Here is a 17535-nt window from a genome sequence, read left to right as displayed (position 1 = left end):
AGACGCCGAATTGCTTATCGCTTTTAGTGATTTGCATATATATAAACATCACTTTTATCGATATCTGCAAACTGCTATCGTCGCCTCCGCTCCCCGGGGAGTGCGCGGCCGTGCGCGCAGAATTGACCAGATGAAGCAGGCAGACAGCGAACGACAGCCATTGCTGCCCGGACTTCACGCCACTGACCTGCTTCATGACGAAGCCTGAGAACAGGACCTATATGTACGTATACGACGATTACGATCAGAGGATCATCGAGGACCGCGTCAAGCAGTTCCGGGATCAGACCCGACGCTATCTGACCGGGGAACTGAGCGAGGAAGAGTTTCGACCGTTGCGCCTGCAAAACGGGCTGTATATTCAGCGTTTCGCGCCGATGCTGCGCGTCGCCGTACCCTACGGCCAGCTGACCTCGCGTCAGGCGCGCATGATGGCGAAAATTGCCCGCGACTACGACAAGGGCTATGCACACATCAGCACCCGTCAGAACGTCCAGTTCAACTGGCCGGCGCTTGAAGATGTACCGGATATCCTCGCCGAACTGGCGACCGTGCAGATGCACGCCATCCAGACCAGTGGCAACTGCCTGCGCAACGTGACCACCGACCAGTTTGCCGGCGTTGCAGCCGATGAGCTGATCGACCCGCGCCCGTGGTGCGAGATCGTTCGTCAATGGACCACATTCCACCCGGAATTCGCCTACCTGCCGCGCAAGTTCAAGATTGCAATCAACGGTTCGACCCGCGACCGCGCAGCGATCGAAGTCCATGACATCGGTCTTGAGCCGGTGCACAACGAAGCCGGCGAGCTGGGTTTCCGCGTACTCGTCGGTGGCGGCCTGGGCCGTACTCCGGTAGTCGGCGCGTTCATCAATGAATTCCTGCCGTGGCAAGACCTGCTGAGCTACCTGGACGCCATTCTGCGCGTCTACAACCGCTACGGTCGTCGCGACAACAAGTACAAGGCGCGGATCAAGATTCTGGTCAAGGCGCTGACTCCTGAAGTGTTCGCGGAGAAAGTCGACGCCGAAATGGTCCACTTGCGTGGCGGCCAGACCACGCTGACCGAAGCGGAAGTGCAGCGCGTTTCGCGGCATTTTGTCGACCCCGAATACAAAGCCCTCAGCGATCAGCACGCTGAACTGGCGGCGCTGGACGCTCAACACCCAGGCTTCGCACGCTGGCGTCAACGCAATGTGCTGGCCCACAAGAAGCCGGGCTACATAGCGGTAACCCTGTCGCTCAAGCCGACCGGCGTTGCCCCTGGCGACCTGACCGACAAGCAGCTGGATGCCGTCGCCGATCTGGCCGACCGTTACAGCTTCGGCCAGTTGCGCACCTCCCACGAGCAGAACGTCATCCTCGCTGATGTCGAGCAGGCCCAGCTGTTCACGCTATGGAACGAGCTGCGCGAAAACGGTTTTGCGACCCCGAACATCGGCCTTTTGACCGATATTATCTGCTGCCCGGGCGGTGATTTCTGCTCGCTGGCCAACGCCAAGTCGATACCGATTGCCGAATCCATCCAGCGCCGCTTCGACGATCTGGATTACCTGTTCGATATCGGTGAGCTGGACCTGAATATTTCCGGCTGCATGAACGCCTGCGGTCACCATCACGTCGGCCATATCGGCATTCTGGGCGTGGACAAGAAAGGCGAAGAGTTCTACCAGGTTTCTCTCGGCGGCAGTGCCAGCCGTGATGCAAGCCTGGGCAAGATCCTCGGCCCGTCGTTCGCCCAGGATGTGATGCCGGACGTGATCGAGAAGCTGATCGACGTCTATGTCGAGAAACGTAACGAAGACGAGCGCTTCATCGACACTTATCAGCGTATTGGCATTGACCCTTTCAAGGAGCGCGTCTATGCAGCGAATCATTAAGAACAACGAGGTCATCGACGAAACCTGGCACTTGCTGCCCAAGGAGACGACCTTTGAAAGCCTGTCCAACTGCGATGACCTGATTGTTCCGCTGGCGCTGTGGCGCGAGCATGCGCACGCCCTCAAGGCACGCGACGGCGGTCTGGGTGTGTGGCTGGACAGTGATGAAGAAGCCGAAGAAATCGGTGCCGATGTCGATCAGTTTCAGGTCATTGCCTTGAACTTCCCGGCCTTCACCGACGGCCGCAGTTTCTCCAACGCCCGTCTGTTGCGTGACCGTTATGGTTACAAGGGCGAATTGCGGGCGATCGGCGATGTGCTGCGCGACCAGCTGTTCTACATGCGCCGCTGCGGTTTTGATGCCTTTGCAGTGCGTGCGGACAAAGATCCGTATGAAGCGCTGGAAGGCTTGAAGGATTTTTCGGTGACGTATCAGGCTGCTGCCGATGAGCCACTGCCGTTGTTCCGCAGGCGCTGAAAGGCGCCTTTATCCGCGTCACTCAGCGACATGCGCAAGCCCCGATAAGCCCTGAGAACAGGGCTCATCGCATTGGCACGAGAGACGCGGCGGCCTTACCGTTATGCGGCGCTTACCAAAAACGCTGCTGAGTCAAACGTCCCCACCATTTAGCAGCCATCTGATCCACTGAAGTGGCAGCGGCCATCCCCATGCGTTCCTGCAGGCTTTTGCGCTGAACATAGTGCAAGTGGAACACGTCCGCTTCTTTGGCGCGCTCGGCCAGGTACTCGTCACTGGTCTTCAACTCGTCGACCAGCAGTTTGTCGATCGCCGCCATGCCCAACCACACTTCGCCAGTCGCCACTTCATCGATGGAGAGTTGCGGGCGGTAGCTGGCAACGAAGTTCTTGAACAGGTCGTGGGTGATGTCCAGATCCTGCTGGAATTTCTCACGGCCCTTTTCGGTGTTTTCGCCAAACACGGTCAGCGTGCGCTTGTACTCACCCGCCGTCAGCACTTCGAAATCAATATCGTGCTTTTTCAACAGGCGATTACGTTCGGCAACTGCGCCACGACGCCGATCGAGCCGAGAATCGCGAAAGGAGCGCTGATGATCTTGGTGCCGATGCAGGCCATCATGTAACCGCCGCTGGCAGCCACCTTGTCGATGCACACGGTCAGCGGAATGCCCGCCTGACGTATACGCGCCAGTTGCGAAGACGCCAGGCCGTAGCTGTGGACCATGCCGCCGCCGCTTTCCAGACGCAGAACCACTTCGTCCTTGTCAGTGGCGAGCGTCAGCAGCGCGGTGATCTCGTGGCGCATGCTTTCAGTGGCAGACGCCTTGATGTCACCGTCGAAATCCAGCACGTAGACGCGGGACTTCGGCTCGGCCAGCTTTTTCTCCTTCTTCAGCGCCTTGCCCTGTTCCTTGCGCAGCGCTTTGAGGCGGTCTTTGTCCAGCAGCGATTGCTCAAGACGATCACGCAGGCCTTTGTAGAAGTCATTAAGGCGCGTGACCTGCAACTGGCCGGCTGATTTGCGACGGCCCTTGCCGCGCAGGGACGCAATGGCAACCAGCACCACAACGATGGCAATCACCAGCGTCACGGTCTTGGCCAGAAAACTTGCGTAATCGACAACAAAATCCACGATTGTTCCTCACTTGCGTTATGCCCTTACCCATCAAGAGCAGCGATGAATGCAGCATACCGGCGCCCTGTACGGTTCACCAGCAGCCGACCCGTAACAAACCATTAAAACGATGATTTCAAACGAGCGTATGTTTTTTCATTGACAGCTCCCCGGTATCCCTCCTAACCTCGCCAGACCTTCAACGTACCGAGACGACGACGGACGTGGGCAGCATCTACCTGATACGACATGGCCAGGCCTCATTTGGTGCAGACGATTACGACGTCCTGTCTCCGGTGGGCATTCGCCAGGCGCAGGTGCTGGGTACACACCTTGTCGATCTGGGTCTGACGTTCGACCGCTGCCTGTCGGGTAAGCTGCTTCGTCAGCAGGACACTGCCCGGCACGCACTGGCGCAGTACGCCGAGGCCGGACACGATATACCGGTCATCGAGACGGACAGTGCCTTCGACGAATTCGATGCCGAAGGCGTAATTCGTGCGCTGATCCCGGCCATGCTGGCCGAAGAACCCGAGGCCCTGAACATCCTGCGCAACGCAGCAGAAGATAGCGCCGGGTTTCAGCGCTTGTTCACCCTGATCACCCGCCGCTGGCTAAGCGGCCAGTACGATAGCCCCGAGCTGCAAAGCTGGGCAGCTTTCCTGGCTGGCGTGCAGGCAGGTCTGCACAGAATTCTGGAGACCGCAGGCAATCATGAGCGCATCGCCGTGTTCACTTCCGGCGGCACTATCACCGCGCTGCTGCATCTGATTACCGGCATGCCCGTCCAGCAGGCGTTCGAGCTTCACTGGCATATCGTCAACACGTCGCTGCATCAACTCAAATTCAAAGGCAACCAGGTCAGCCTGGCTTACTTCAACAGCTATACGCACCTGCAATTGCTGAAGACTCCAGAACTCATTACTTACCGCTAATCTCCGTACATCGCGCCCCTGCGGACGCGGAACTTACCCTAAAAGGATCAAGACATGACCTCAGTAGACGCCGCCGTGAAGACCATGCAAGCCAAGTTCAACCCAGCGGCTGCTGCCGGTCTGGACCTGGTCTTCGGCTTCAACATCACCGACGAAGACAAACACTATGCGCTGATCGTCAAGGACAGCACCTGCGAACTGCAGGAAGGTGAAAACCCTGACGCCAACGTGACACTGGTCATGGACAGCGCAACCCTGAAGGGCATCGTCAGCGGCGAGACCGACGGCATGCAGGCGTTCATGGGTGGCAAATTGCGCGCCGAAGGCGACATGATGCTGGCCATGAAGCTCAGCGAGCTGTTTCCGGTATAACCGCCCGGTACGTTGCACCAGAACCGAAGCTGACCGCTTCGGTTTTTTTTGGCCTGGCTGAACAGGGATCAAGGCCACTGATTGCCCGGCAACACGCTGACCTATAAGGCTGTTACGCAGTTGCTGACAGGCGGGGGAGTCATTAGATTAGTCAATGATTCTATCGGACCATAATAAGCGCAAGGGATAGACATGGCACTGACCGATCAGTCCACCGAGATTCGTCCTGGCGAAGAGCTGGACGTTGCCCTCATTGATCCTTATTTGAAAGCGCACATCCCGGCGCTCGTCGGTACCCCGACCATCAGCCAGTTTCCTGGCGGCGCGTCGAACCTGACCTACCTGATCCAGTACCCTGAAAGAGAGCTGGTGCTGCGCCGTCCGCCCTTCGGGCACAAGGCCAGGTCAGCGCACGACATGGGCCGCGAGTATCGAATCCTCAACCAGCTCAAGGACGCCTTCCCTTACTGCCCGCAGGCGTATCTGCACTGCACCGACCCGTCGGTAATCGGCTCGGAGTTCTACGTCATGCAGCGCGTCAAGGGTGTCATTCTGCGCTCCGACCTGCCGCCGCAACTGGGCCTGAGCGCGCAGCAGACCGAGGACTTGTGCAAAAGCTTCATCGACAAACTGGTAGACCTGCACCAGGTCGACTATCAGGCGTGCGGGCTGGGTGATCTGGGGAAACCGCAGGGCTACGTGCAGCGACAGATTGGCGGCTGGTGCGAACGCTACGAAAAGGCCATGACCCCGGACGCTCCGGCCTGGGAGCAGGTCAAGGCCTGGCTGGCAGCGAAAATGCCTGCCGACTCGCCCACCACAAGCATCGTGCACAACGACTATCGCTTCGACAACGTGATCCTCGACCCGGAGAACCCGATGCGCATCATCGGCGTACTGGACTGGGAACTGACCACCCTGGGTGATCCACTGATGGATCTTGGCAATACCCTCGCCTACTGGATTCAGGCGGACGATCCTGCGCCTGTGCAGTTGATGCGCCGTCAGCCCAGCAATGCGCCCGGCATGCTGACCCGGCAGGCGTTCGTCGATTACTACGCCGAACGCGCGGGCATTCGCATCGACAACTTCGACTTTTACTACACCTACGGCCTGTTTCGTCTGGCCGGTATCGTGCAACAGATCTATTACCGTTTCTTTCACGGCCAGACTCAGGACAAACGCTTTGCCCAGTTCATTCAGATGAACAGGCTGCTTGAGCAAATGAGCCTGGCGGTGATTGCCAAATCCAGCCTTTGATGGCGCCAAGACCAGGAACTGACATGTCCAGAACCCAGCTTTTCGACCTTGACGGCAAAATCGCCTTCGTTTCGGGTGCCAGCCGTGGCATCGGCGAGGCCATTGCCAGGCTGCTTGCCCAACAAGGCGCGCACGTTATTGTTTCAAGCCGCAAGCTCGACGGCTGCCAGGCGGTCGCTGACGCAATCACTGCCGAAGGCGGCCAGGCCACAGCAATGGCCTGCCACATCGGCGAAATGGAGCAGATAACCAGCGTGTTTGCGCAGGTTCGCCAGCAGTTCGGCCGACTGGACATTCTGGTCAACAACGCCGCCACCAACCCGCAATTCTGCAACGTGCTGGACACTGACCTCAGTGCCTTCCAGAAGACCGTGGACGTGAACATCCGTGGCTATTTTTTCATGTCTGTCGAAGCGGGCAAGCTGATGCGCGAAAACGGCGGCGGCAGCATTATCAACGTCGCGTCTATCAATGCGGTGTCGCCGGGTGCCTATCAGGGTGTCTACTCGATGACCAAAGCGGCGGTGGTCAATATGACCAAAGTGTTTGCCAAGGAGTGTGCGGAATTCGGTATTCGCTGCAACGCCTTGTTGCCTGGCCTGACCGACACCCGATTCGCCTCGGCGCTGGTCAAGAACGACGCGATCCTCAATCTCGCTCTTTCGCAGATCCCCCTGAAACGCGTCGCGGCCCCCAGTGAAATGGCCGGGGCGGTGCTGTATCTCGCGAGTGAGGCGTCCAGCTACACCACAGGCGTGGCATTGAACGTCGATGGCGGATTTCTGTCCTGATCAATACCTCCTCAAGATAATGAATTAATTTTCCATTAATAATTAAAATGGAATATATTTTCCGCATAACAAAAATCCTTTCTGGAGACTGTCATGCGGGAAAACCATTCTGCTGTTGCTTTACCGGAACTGGGCATCGGCCTCATCGGCACCGGCTTCATGGGCCGAGCCCATGCGCTGGCGTTCGGCAATGCCAACGCGGCCCTTGAACTGCCAGCCCGCATTCGTCTCGCTGCCCTGGCCGATGCCGACAGCGCGCGAGCCGAACACTGCGCGCAGACATGGGGCTTCGATCGCAGTCATGCTGACTGGCAGCAACTGATCCACGATCCCCGCGTGCAGATCGTCGCAATCACCACGCCCAACCATTTGCATTTCCCCATGGCCATGGCCGCCATCGCTGCGGGCAAGGCGGTTTACTGTGAAAAGCCGCTGGCGGTGAGTCTGGCTGAGGCCGATGAGATGCGCTGCAGTGCCAAAACGGCCGGAGTGGTGACCAAAGTCGGTTACAACTATCAGCACAACCCGATGATTGGTCTGGCCAAAGACATGATCGAGGCAGGCGAACTGGGCGATATCGTCAGTTTTCAGGGTGAGTTCAGCGAAGACTTCATGGCCAACCCGGCCTCTCCCTGGTCATGGCGCTGCGATGCCGCGCACGCAGGCGGCGCACTGGCTGATCTGGGCAGCCACTTGCTGGGCATGGCGCGTTATCTGGTGGGCGATGTCGAAGCAGTCTGCGCCGATTGCAGCACCGTACACCTGCAGCGTCCTGCCAGTCCGGGCAGCCACGAAATGCGCCCTATTGCAGTCGACGACCAGACCCATGCACTGCTGCGTTTCAGCAACGGCGCGCGCGGGACCTTCAGCAGCAGCTGGCTCAAGCACGGTTACAAGAACCACTTGAGCTTTGAAATCAGCGGCACCCTGGGCACGCTGGCATTCGATCAGGAGCGCTTGAACGAACTGCGCGTGTATCGGGCAGGCGCATCGGGTCGCGATGGTTTTCAGCGTCTGCTGGCAGGCCCGGCCCAGCCCGGTTACGCCGCCTTCTGCCCTGCCCCCGGCCATCAACTGGGCTACAACGAGCTCAAAGCACTTGAAGTACAGGCGCTGATTCAGGCGGTATGCGGGCACAGCAGCCGCGGTCCCGACTTCGAAGAGGCCTGGCAGATCGAGCGCCTGGCGACGGCCATACGCCTTGCGGCGGCCGAGCAACGCTGGGTCGCGCTGGAAGATATCTGACTTCCTGCGAGGGCTGGCGAGGGGGTAGAATGCGTGACGTTCGGGCAGCCTCTTCGCCCCTTGCCGCTCTCTCTTTATAAGCCCCTCTCGTCATGCCTTTTGAACTCAGCGTCGACCTGACCACCCTCGCCATCCTCGCCGTTGTGGCATTTTTAGCGGGCTTCATCGACGCCATTGCAGGCGGCGGCGGGTTGCTCACGACGCCGGCACTCATGACGGCCGGGCTGCCACCGCATCTGGTGCTGGGAACCAACAAGCTCAGTTCAACCTTCGGCTCGGCCACGGCCAGCTTCACGTTCTACCGGCGCAAGCTGTTTCATCCGCGCCAGTGGGTGCATGCCGTGATCGGCACCGCCGTCGGCGCAGCATTGGGCGCTGTAATCGCCCATTATCTGCCTGCCGAATGGCTGAACCAGATGCTGCCGGTGATTGTATTCGGCTGCGGGCTGTACCTGCTGTTTGGCGGTACGCCCAAGGCACCACTGGACAGCGACGCGCCGATCAAAAAGAAATGGCAGTTACCGCAGGGCCTGGGGCTGGGTTTCTATGACGGCGTCGCCGGACCGGGCACCGGCGCTTTCTGGACGGTCAGCACGCTGCTGCTCTACCCGGTGGATCTGGTCAAGGCCAGCGGCGTGGCGCGCAGCATGAACTTCGTCAGCAATGCGGTCGCGCTGTCGGTGTTCATGTTTTCCGGCCAGGTGGATTACATCATCGGCCTCAGCATGGGCCTGGCGGTGATGCTCGGCGCCTACTTCGGCGCCGGAACGGCCATCAAGGGCGGCGCCAGATTCATCCGCCCGGTGTTCATTACCGTGGTGCTGGGGCTGACGGTGCGTCTAGCCTGGCAGCACTGGTTCGGCGGCGCCTGAGCGCTGTGCCAGATAGGCTTCAATAAGATAGCGGGCGATTGAGCGATTGGCCGGCAATGCTGGCAGATCATTGATGTGAAACCAGCGTGCGTCCTCGATCTCTTCTGCCTGCGGCACGATATCGCCGCTGTCGTATTCGGCATGAAAGCCCAGCATCATCGAGTGCGGAAACGGCCAGCACTGACTCCCCAGGTACTTCAGGTTCCTGATCCTGACCTGCACCTCTTCCATCACTTCACGGTGTACGCAGTCTTCCGCTGACTCACCCGGCTCGACGAAGCCGGCCAGCGCGCTGTACATGCCCGTCACAAAGCGCGGCGAACGGGCCAGCAGGATTTCATCGCCCCGGGTCACCAGCACGATCATGCTTGGAGAAATACGCGGGTACAGGCGCAGTTTGTCGTGCTCGCAGTACATGGCCCGCTCACCGGGGATTTGTACTGTCGGCCGGCCACACGCGCCACAGAAACGATGTTCCCTGGCCCATGTGCTGACCTGAGCAGCGTACCCCAGCATCTGGAACACGGCGAAGTCGCCTTCCATCATGAACTGGCGCAAGCCCTGCCAGGCGCAGCCCTCGACCGCGACGCACGCTTCCAGCACCAGCAGATACACAGGTTCGCCGTCCAGATACCCGATGCCGTGCTCGCTCTGTACCGGCAGGTCCAGCCCGTTCAGCCAGGCTCTGGGAAACATCACGCCATTGTTATCCAGCAGGAAGCCCTGATCGCTGTGGACCACGGCCAGACCCTCTTTGGTCTCGACATCCAGAACTGCTGTTGTCCAACGCACCGGGCGCGTCATGGAAAAACTCCTTTGTCTGCGCACAAGCATTGTGCTGCTTCAGTTATCGAATACCGGCTTCTGCTTGCTCATTTGCGCAACCATCGCCAATTTGAGATCGGGCGATTGCAACATGGCGGCGTTCCAGATGGCAACGTGTTCGAGCCCGTCTTCGACCCGGTGATCGCGCATATAGCCGATCATCTGCTTGGTGCCTTCGATGGCGATCGGTGACTTGCCTGCGATTTCCCGCGCCAGCGCAAATACACCGTCCAACAGACATGCATGATCATCGAAGGTGCGATTGACCAGTCCGATTCGTTGCGCCTCTTCAGCGCCGACAGTACGTCCGGTGTAGGCCAGCTCGCGCAACATTCCATCGCCGATAATCCGCGGCAGACGCTGCAAGGTGCCGACGTCGGCGGCCATGCCCATATCGATTTCACGAATCGCGAATTGCGCGTCGGCAGCGGCGTAGCGCATGTCACAGGCCGAGATCAGATCGATTGCGCCGCCCAGACAATAGCCCTGAATGGCAGCCAGTACCGGCTTGCGACACTGGTCGACGGCAGTAAACGAGGCCTGCATGTCGAGGATCTTGCGTCTGAGCAGGCGCGCATTACGGCCCGCGTCGTCGCCCATCTGGTTAGCGACCGAGGCCAGCAGTGCCAGGTCGATGCCTGACGAAAAGTGCTTGCCCGCGCCGCTCAGCACCACGACGCGAATGGCATCGTTGCGTTCTATCCAGTCGAATATCTCAATGATTTCGGTCCAGAATGCCGCGTTCATGGCATTGACCTTGTCAGGCCTGTTGATCTGCACATGAGCAATGCTGTCGGTCAGTTCGACCTTGAAGGCCTGGTAATTGAGCATCGCGTCATCCTTAAACAGGTTCAAAGCCCGGAAGAGAAACTATAACAACACCGCTGTAACTATCGTAAGCGGACTGAACTGACTTTTCCCGGACCCTGAACCACTCATTTGAATGGCTATAATCGCAAATCCAGCCACAAATAGTGTGAACCGCCCGCATGTGGGGTGGTCCAGAGTTAAGCGGTATTAAAACCTACATGGGTTATCAGAGGGCGATACTTGAATACGTCAAAAGCGGCAACCGGGATTGAAGGTCTGGACGACATCCTGTCAGGGGGTCTTTCACGCAATCATGTTTTCCTTCTTGAAGGCGAACCCGGAACCGGCAAGACAACCGTAGCACTTCAGTTTTTACAAGCGGGAGCGGACGCGGGTGAAGTGTCGTTGTACATCACCCTGTCCGAGACCGAACACGAGCTTCGCGAAGGCGCGGCGTCGCACGGCTGGGAACTGGCTGACGAGATCAATATTTTCGAATTGACCCCGCCCGAGAACCTGCTGGACTCCGATCACCATCAGAGCCTGCTCTACTCGTCTGACCTGGAACTCGGTGAGGCCACGCGCCACATCTTCGAGGTGGTCGAGCGCGTGAAACCCGCGCGAGTAGTCATCGACAGCCTTTCGGAAATTCGCCTGCTGGCGCAGAGCTCCTTGCGCTATCGTCGCCAGATTCTGGCCATCAAGCATTACTTCAGTCGCTACAACGCGACAGTACTGTTGCTGGATGACCTGACCACCGAAGCGCTCGACAAAACCGTACACAGTGTCGCCCACGGCGTGATCCGCCTCGAATCGCTGACGCCGATCTACGGTGCCGAGCGCAGGCGCGTCAAGATCGTCAAATACCGCGGTCAGAAGTACCGGGGCGGCTACCACGATTTCACCATTGCTCATGGCGGCATACAGGTATTCCCGCGCCTGGTGGCCGCTGAATACCGCTCGGACTTCCCACGCACGCAGATGAGCAGCGGGATCGAAGGGCTCGACAAACTGTTGGGCGGTGGAATCGAGAGTGGTTCCAGCACTTTGATTCTTGGCCCGGCCGGTACGGGCAAGTCACTGATATCGCTGGTATTTGCAGTGCAGGCTGTTGCACGCGGCGAGCGAGTCGGTCTGTTCATCTTCGATGAAGAGATGGGCCTGCTGTTCGAGCGCATGCTCAAGCTCGGGATTGACCTTCGCGCACTGAAGGACACCGGTAATCTGCTGATCGAGCAAATCGACGCGGCTGAACTGTCTCCCGGTGAGTTCGCGCATCGGGTACGAAGCGCGGTGGACCGCAAGCAGATAAAAACCGTGATCATCGACAGTATCAATGGCTATCAGGCCGCGATGCCGGAAGAAAGCGCGCTGATTTTGCACATGCATGAACTGCTGCTCTACCTCAATCGGCAAGGCGCCTCGACATTCATCACTGTCGCGCAGCACGGGCTGGTGGGTGACATGCGCTCTCCGGTCGATATCACCTATCTCGCCGACAGCGTGATCCTGCTGCGCTATTTCGAGGCACTGGGTCAGGTGCGTCGGGCTGTATCGGTTATCAAAAAGCGTACCGGCACGCACGAGTCGACCATTCGCGAATACCGTATCAGCTCGAATGGCTTGACCATCGGCGAGCCACTGGATGCCTTCCAGGGCGTATTGGGCGGAATTCCCAATTATATGGGCGACAAAAAGCCACTCCTGGTGGATGAAGATCTGTGAGTATTCCGGGTCAGTTATCCGAACGCGCAATCATTCTCGCGCCCCGAGGACGAGACAACCGGATTGCCCTGCGAATACTCGAAGAAGCGGGCTTCCCGGCAGCAGTGGTCAACGACCTGACGGATCTGGTCAAAGAGCTGGGCGACGGCGCGGGCCTTGCGGTCATCGCCGATGAAGCGCTGCAAAACGGCGATATCAACCCGCTACTGAATATGCTGGAACGGCAACCCGCGTGGTCTGACCTGCCCATCGTCTTGCTCACCCATCACGGCGGACCGGAACACAATCCGTCCGCCCGTCTGGGTAACCTTCTCGGCAATGTGACCTTTCTGGAACGCCCGTTTCATCCGGTGACACTGGTGAGTCTGGTGACCACAGCAGTGCGCGGTCGAAGGCGACAATATGAAGCCAGGGCGCGAATCGAAGATCTGCACGAAAGCGAACGCAGCCTGCAGAACGCCTTGAAAGCCGGACGTCTTGGCTCGTGGCAATTGCAGGCGGAGAACCTGAAGCTGAGCTGCTCGGCCATCACCAAGGCGCATTTCGGTCTGGATGAGCACGAAGCGTTCAGTTATGACAACTGGTTGTCAGTCGTCTACTCGGAAGATCAGCCACGCATGCAGTCAGCGCTACAGCGCAGTCTGGATTCCGGCGTGGACTTCATCATCGAATACCGCAATGTCTGGCCTGATGGCTCACTCAACTGGGTGGACGTGCGCGCACGCGCGATTCACAGCGAGAACGACCGGGTCAGCACACTGGTCGGCGTGACGTCGGACATCACCGAACGCAAACAGGCCGAATCCCAGTTGCGCCGCCTCAACGAAACCCTTGAGCAGCAGGTCGAAGAACGCACCACCCAGTTGCGTCATAAGGAAGAAGTACTGCGTCAGTCGCAAAAGATGGAAGCGGTGGGTCAGTTGACTGGCGGTATCGCCCACGACTTCAACAATATGCTGACCGGCATCATCGGCAGCCTTGAGCTGATCAGAAGACGTGTGGCGCGCGGCCAGGTGCAGGAACTGGAAAGCCTGATCGATCTGGGTGTGACCTCAGCCAATCGCGCTGCCGCCCTTACCCATCGCCTGCTGGCGTTCTCGCGTCGCCAGTCGCTGGACTCCAAGCCAGTGAACATGAACCATCTGGTCAGCGCCATGGATGAGCTGTTGCGCCGCAGCGTCAACGAGAGCACCCGACTGCAGGTGCGGCTGGCGGAAGATTTATGGACCGCCGAAGCCGACCCCAACCAGCTGGAAAACGCGCTGCTCAACCTGGTACTCAATGCACGCGACGCGATGTCCGAGGGTGGTGAACTGGTGGTCGAGACATTCAACCGGCAACTGGACAAGACCTTCACCAACGCCCATGAAAACCTGCTGCCGGGCGATTATGTGGTGTTGAGTGTCAGTGATACCGGCTGCGGCATGCCGGAAGCGGTGATCAATCGCGCGTTTGATCCGTTTTTCACCACTAAACCGATTGGTCAAGGCACCGGCCTCGGTCTGTCGATGATCTACGGCTTCAGCAAACAGTCGCACGGCCATGTTTCGATCAGCAGTGAAGTCGGTCAGGGCACCACCGTGCAATTGTTCCTGCCGCGCTTTCAGGGGCTGCAGAATGACGATGAGCAAAGTTTTCAGAGCCATGCGATTTGCGCTGAAGACGGCGAAACCGTGCTGATCGTGGAAGATGATTCCGCCGTCCGCGCGCTGGTCAGCGAAGTACTGAGCGAACTGGGCTATGCCTTTATCGAGGCCAGTGACGCGCCGGGTGCCGTGCCCATTCTTGAATCGGGGCAGCGTATCGATCTGTTGATCAGTGACGTAGGGCTGCCGGGGATGAATGGTCGACAACTGGCCGAAATCGCTCGCCAGTTAAGGCCAGAGCTGAAGGTGCTGTTCATTACTGGCTATGCCGAGCATGCCGCGGTGCGCGCAGGCTTTCTGGAAACCGGCATGCAATTGATCACCAAGCCGTTCGCCTTTGACCACCTGACCTCGAAAGTGCGGGAAATGATCGAAGCCTGAGATCAGGCTTCTTCATTCAATGGTCGTGGCATGCAACGCTCTTGGCCGGTCGGGCGGCAGGCAGCGTTAGGCCAGCAGGCTCTGAATCTTGGACTGCAAGGTTTCCATCGTGAACGGCTTGGCCAGAATCGGCGCCTTGGCGGCAATCGGGCTGCCGGATTCCAGAATTTCCGCCGGATAGCCACTGATGAAGATCACTTTCAATTCCGGACGCAGCATGACGGCGGGCTCGGCGATCTGCACGCCCGAAATGCCGCCCGGCAATCTGTAATCGGTGATCATCAGGTCCAGATGAGGCTTGGTGGCCAGAATCTCGAAAGCCTGCTCACCGTTTTCCGCCTGAAGGACGCGATAGCCCACCCCTGACAGATAATCGGCCAGCAACATCAGGATCAGCGGTTCGTCTTCGACGATTAGTACGACGTTTTCTGCATCAGCGCTCATTGAACTGCCTTCGATCTTATAAATAGCTGCCATTACGACCACAGCCGTCATGGGAGGTTGCGCGCAACTCTGATTAAACTTGATCGCCAGTGGCTATCAGTTGCAGCAACGCGCTACAAAGGCAGACAAATCCGGAAGGTAGACCCCACGCCCTCCTCGCTTTCAACCTCGATACGGCCACCATGGGCCATCACAATCTGCTCGGAAATAAACAGCCCGAGCCCCAGCCCGGCAACCGCGTGGTTGCTCGTGACACGCTCAAATTGCTGAAAGATACGCTTCTGGTTTTCAGGCGTGATACCGATGCCCTGGTCCGTGACTTCGATATACGCGTGACCTTCCTTGCCGAACACACGCACTTCGACAGGCTTGCGTGCCCCATAACGCAACGCGTTGGTCAGCAGATTGGCTACTACCTGCTCGATGCGGAACTCATCCCAGACGCCAATCACCGGTTCGTCGGCAACCAGCGTGATGCTGGAGTGGGCAGCGGCAATCTGCGCAGCGAAGCTTTCCAGCAACTGGGTGACCAGCTCGCTCAAATCAAACGGGCTGGGCCGGATCGACAATTTACCCGTGCGAATTCTCGACACATCAAGCATGTCTTCGATCAGCCGGATGAGGCTTTGAATCTGCCGCTCATCGCGGTCCACCATGGCGCGCAGCTTTTCCATAGTGAACGCTGCGGCGTTGTCCTTGGCCAGATGCAATTTGCGCAGCTGGGTTTCCAGAATCAGACCATTGAGCGGCGTGCGCACCTCATGGGAGACGATCGACATGAAGTCATCGCGCATGCGCACCGCATGCTCAAGCTCGCCCTGAGTGGACTGCAGGCGCTTGAGCAGCAGCTCTTGCTCCTGGCGACTGCGCTCCAGTTCTTCGAGCTGGATTTTCATGGCCTTGCGCTGTCGATACAGATCGACGAAGACATTGACCTTGCTCTTCACCGCATGAATATCCAGCGGCTTGTGCAGAAAATCCACCGCCCCGCTTTCATAGCCCTTGAAGGCGTAATTCAGCTCTCGACCGGCAGCGCTGACAAACACGATCGGGATGTTCTTGGTCTTTTCCGTGCTGCGCATCATCTCTGCCAGCTCGAACCCGTTCATGCCTGGCATCTGCACGTCGAGAATGGCCAAGGCGAACTCGTGCTGCAACAGCAGCGACAGCGCCTCGTCAGCCGACAGGGCCTTGAATACGATGCGGTCTTCGCGCTTGATCAATGCATCGAGCGCCAGCAGGTTTTCCGGCAGGTCGTCGACGATAAGCAGCTTGGCCTGAATTTCACTTAACATGCGGTTCGTTCCAGCTCGACCAGCAATCGGCCAATATCATTCAGAGAAAGAAGGTAATCAGGCGATTGCAGCGCCAGAGCGGCCTCGGGCATGGTCGAGGCCTGGGCTTGCAAAGGGTCCTGTATCACCGTGAAACCACCGTATTTCCTGACCTGCAGCAAACCTCGCGCGCCATCGTTATTGGCACCGGTCAGCAGCACGCCCGCCAGCCGCGAGCCATAGGCGTCCGCAGCCGAATCAAACAGAATGTCGATGCTCGGCCGCGAATAAAACACCCGCTCCTCCTGGCTCAACGACAGGCTTCGGTCAGACTCCACTGAGAGGTGGTAACCCGCCGGGGCGAAATAGAGCGTGCCGGGCACGATATCCTCCTTGTCATCGGCCTCCTTGACGGGTATCGGCAAACGATTCTGGAACACATTCGCCAGTTGGCTGCGTCGATCATCCGGCAAATGCAGCACCGTCAATATAGGCAAACTGAAACCGGGCCGTAGCGTGCTGAATATTCTCAGCAACGCCTCTACCCCGCCGGCTGACGCGCCCACGACAATCGCATCGACGATGGGCAAGCCGTTACCGGTCGAGTCGGCACTGAAATCGGTTTTCATAGTTTGCGATAGATCCGCTCAGGCTTGATCAACGTCTCGAAAGCGTCGCCGTAAGCGGAAAAATCGAGCGTCTCTTTGCTGCCCAGCGCCAGAAAGCCACGATGACTCAGCGACTCGTGAAACAAGCCGAACGCGCGATCTTGCAACTTTTTATTGAAATAAATCAATACGTTACGGCAAGAAATAAATTGAGTCTCGGAAAATACGCTATCCGTCGCCAGACTGTGATCAGCGAAGGTCACATTCTCGCGAAGCGTTTTGTCGAAAATCGCGTAATCGTAAGCCGAGGTGTAGTAATCGGTGAAATTGCGCTGGCCGCCGGAGTTCCGATAGTTCTCGGTGTAGGTCCGCAGGTTCTCCATGGAGAAAATACCCTGTTTGGCCTTCTCCAGCGAATAGGGGTTGATGTCGGTTGCGTAAATGATGGTCTTCTCGAGCAGACCCTCTTCGCGCAGCAGAATGGCCATGGAATAGACTTCCTCTCCCGTACTGCAACCGGCAATCCAGACCTTGATGGACGGATAGGTGCGCAGCAACGGCACCACCTCCGTGCGGATCGCCAGAAAGTGCGCGGGATCGCGGAACATCTCGCTCACGGGAATGGTAAGAATCTGCAACAGCTGCATGAACGCCGCAGGATCGTGGAGCACCCGTTCCTGCAACGCAGAAATGGTGCTGCATTCGAACTGGCGCAGGGCATGCGTCACACGCCGTTTGACGGACGCGCCAGAATAATCTCGAAAGTCATAGCTGTACTTGAGGTAGATCGCCTCTATCAGCAGCCTGAGTTCGATGTCGACACTTCGATCAAGCGGCATAACGAAGTCCCGCACTGGCACGGACGCGGCACGG

16 protein-coding genes and 1 pseudogene are annotated in these 17535 nt (G+C 58.3%); 10 read left to right on the top strand and 7 right to left on the bottom strand.

Annotated features, from left to right (window positions below; genetic code table 11):
- Positions 1-221: 221 nt before the first annotated feature.
- Both I9H07_RS11015 and I9H07_RS11010 read left to right on the top strand, forming a co-directional pair.
- Positions 222-1880, top strand: coding sequence for a nitrite/sulfite reductase (locus tag I9H07_RS11015; RefSeq protein WP_236424564.1), 1659 nt, complete (start codon positions 222-224; stop codon positions 1878-1880).
- Positions 1864-2358, top strand: a complete 495-nt coding sequence (locus tag I9H07_RS11010) for a DUF934 domain-containing protein (RefSeq protein WP_024646949.1) — start codon at positions 1864-1866, stop codon at positions 2356-2358. Before I9H07_RS11015 ends, I9H07_RS11010 begins: the two co-directional genes overlap by 17 nt.
- Before the next feature lie 112 nt (positions 2359-2470).
- Here I9H07_RS11010 and sohB read toward each other — a convergent pair.
- A pseudogene (sohB, locus tag I9H07_RS11005) lies at positions 2471-3492 on the bottom strand (protease SohB).
- A gap of 206 nt (positions 3493-3698) precedes the next feature.
- On the opposite strand from sohB, the gene I9H07_RS11000 reads away from it, so the two are divergent.
- The 6 genes from I9H07_RS11000 to I9H07_RS10975 all read left to right on the top strand — a co-directional run bounded on the left by I9H07_RS11000 (position 3699) and on the right by I9H07_RS10975 (position 8949).
- The gene (locus I9H07_RS11000; protein ID WP_024673202.1) at positions 3699-4409 is read left to right on the top strand and encodes a histidine phosphatase family protein; all 711 of its coding nucleotides are present in this window, start codon (positions 3699-3701) and stop codon (positions 4407-4409) included.
- Between the two features lie 54 nt (positions 4410-4463).
- The gene (locus I9H07_RS10995) at positions 4464-4781 is read left to right on the top strand and encodes an SCP2 sterol-binding domain-containing protein (protein ID WP_024673201.1); all 318 of its coding nucleotides are present in this window, start codon (positions 4464-4466) and stop codon (positions 4779-4781) included.
- A gap of 192 nt (positions 4782-4973) precedes the next feature.
- Entirely contained in the window at positions 4974-6041 is a 1068-nt protein-coding gene (locus I9H07_RS10990) for a phosphotransferase family protein (protein WP_024673200.1), read from the top strand.
- A gap of 23 nt (positions 6042-6064) precedes the next feature.
- Complete coding sequence (locus I9H07_RS10985; RefSeq protein WP_024673199.1) at positions 6065-6832, top strand: SDR family oxidoreductase; 768 nt, start codon at positions 6065-6067, stop codon at positions 6830-6832.
- 93 nt (positions 6833-6925) lie between these two features.
- A complete protein-coding gene (locus tag I9H07_RS10980) occupies positions 6926-8077 on the top strand; it encodes a Gfo/Idh/MocA family protein (RefSeq protein ID WP_058392195.1) in 1152 nt (383 codons plus the stop codon).
- Between the two features lie 92 nt (positions 8078-8169).
- On the top strand, positions 8170-8949 hold the full coding sequence (locus tag I9H07_RS10975; protein ID WP_058824559.1) for a TSUP family transporter: 780 nt from the start codon (positions 8170-8172) through the stop codon (positions 8947-8949).
- On the opposite strand, the gene nudC is transcribed toward I9H07_RS10975, so the two are convergent.
- Both nudC and I9H07_RS10965 read right to left on the bottom strand, forming a co-directional pair.
- Positions 8917-9753, bottom strand: a complete 837-nt coding sequence (gene nudC, locus I9H07_RS10970) for an NAD(+) diphosphatase (RefSeq protein ID WP_058824560.1) — start codon at positions 9751-9753, stop codon at positions 8917-8919. The two genes, I9H07_RS10975 and nudC, sit on opposite strands and share 33 nt — an antisense overlap.
- Before the next feature lie 39 nt (positions 9754-9792).
- Positions 9793-10605: a crotonase/enoyl-CoA hydratase family protein gene (locus I9H07_RS10965; RefSeq protein ID WP_058824561.1), complete on the bottom strand. Its 813-nt coding sequence runs from the start codon at positions 10603-10605 to the stop codon at positions 9793-9795.
- Positions 10606-10824: 219 nt separating this feature from the next.
- Here I9H07_RS10965 and I9H07_RS10960 point away from each other — a divergent pair, with 219 nt between their 5' ends.
- The gene (locus I9H07_RS10960) at positions 10825-12309 is read left to right on the top strand and encodes an ATPase domain-containing protein (RefSeq protein ID WP_058824562.1); all 1485 of its coding nucleotides are present in this window, start codon (positions 10825-10827) and stop codon (positions 12307-12309) included.
- Positions 12306-14336, top strand: coding sequence for a response regulator (locus tag I9H07_RS10955; protein WP_058824563.1), 2031 nt, complete (start codon positions 12306-12308; stop codon positions 14334-14336). Before I9H07_RS10960 ends, I9H07_RS10955 begins: the two co-directional genes overlap by 4 nt.
- Before the next feature lie 66 nt (positions 14337-14402).
- Here the strand turns inward: I9H07_RS10955 and I9H07_RS10950 are convergent, their stop codons facing one another.
- The 4 genes from I9H07_RS10950 to I9H07_RS10935 all read right to left on the bottom strand — a co-directional run bounded on the left by I9H07_RS10950 (position 14403) and on the right by I9H07_RS10935 (position 17501).
- Positions 14403-14780, bottom strand: coding sequence for a response regulator (locus I9H07_RS10950; RefSeq protein WP_007251816.1), 378 nt, complete (start codon positions 14778-14780; stop codon positions 14403-14405).
- Between the two features lie 113 nt (positions 14781-14893).
- On the bottom strand, positions 14894-16075 hold the full coding sequence (locus I9H07_RS10945) for a hybrid sensor histidine kinase/response regulator (protein WP_024673192.1): 1182 nt from the start codon (positions 16073-16075) through the stop codon (positions 14894-14896).
- Positions 16069-16683, bottom strand: coding sequence for a chemotaxis protein CheB (locus tag I9H07_RS10940; RefSeq protein ID WP_024673191.1), 615 nt, complete (start codon positions 16681-16683; stop codon positions 16069-16071). Before I9H07_RS10940 ends, I9H07_RS10945 begins: the two co-directional genes overlap by 7 nt.
- The gene (locus I9H07_RS10935; protein ID WP_024673190.1) at positions 16680-17501 is read right to left on the bottom strand and encodes a CheR family methyltransferase; all 822 of its coding nucleotides are present in this window, start codon (positions 17499-17501) and stop codon (positions 16680-16682) included. The genes I9H07_RS10940 and I9H07_RS10935 overlap by 4 nt, the downstream gene beginning before the upstream one ends.
- Positions 17502-17535 lie beyond the last annotated feature (34 nt).

The sequence above is a fragment of the Pseudomonas syringae genome (assembly GCF_023278085.1).
GTDB lineage: Bacteria > Pseudomonadota > Gammaproteobacteria > Pseudomonadales > Pseudomonadaceae > Aquipseudomonas > Aquipseudomonas syringae_Q.
This window is presented reverse-complemented; position numbering and strand designations above follow the sequence as displayed.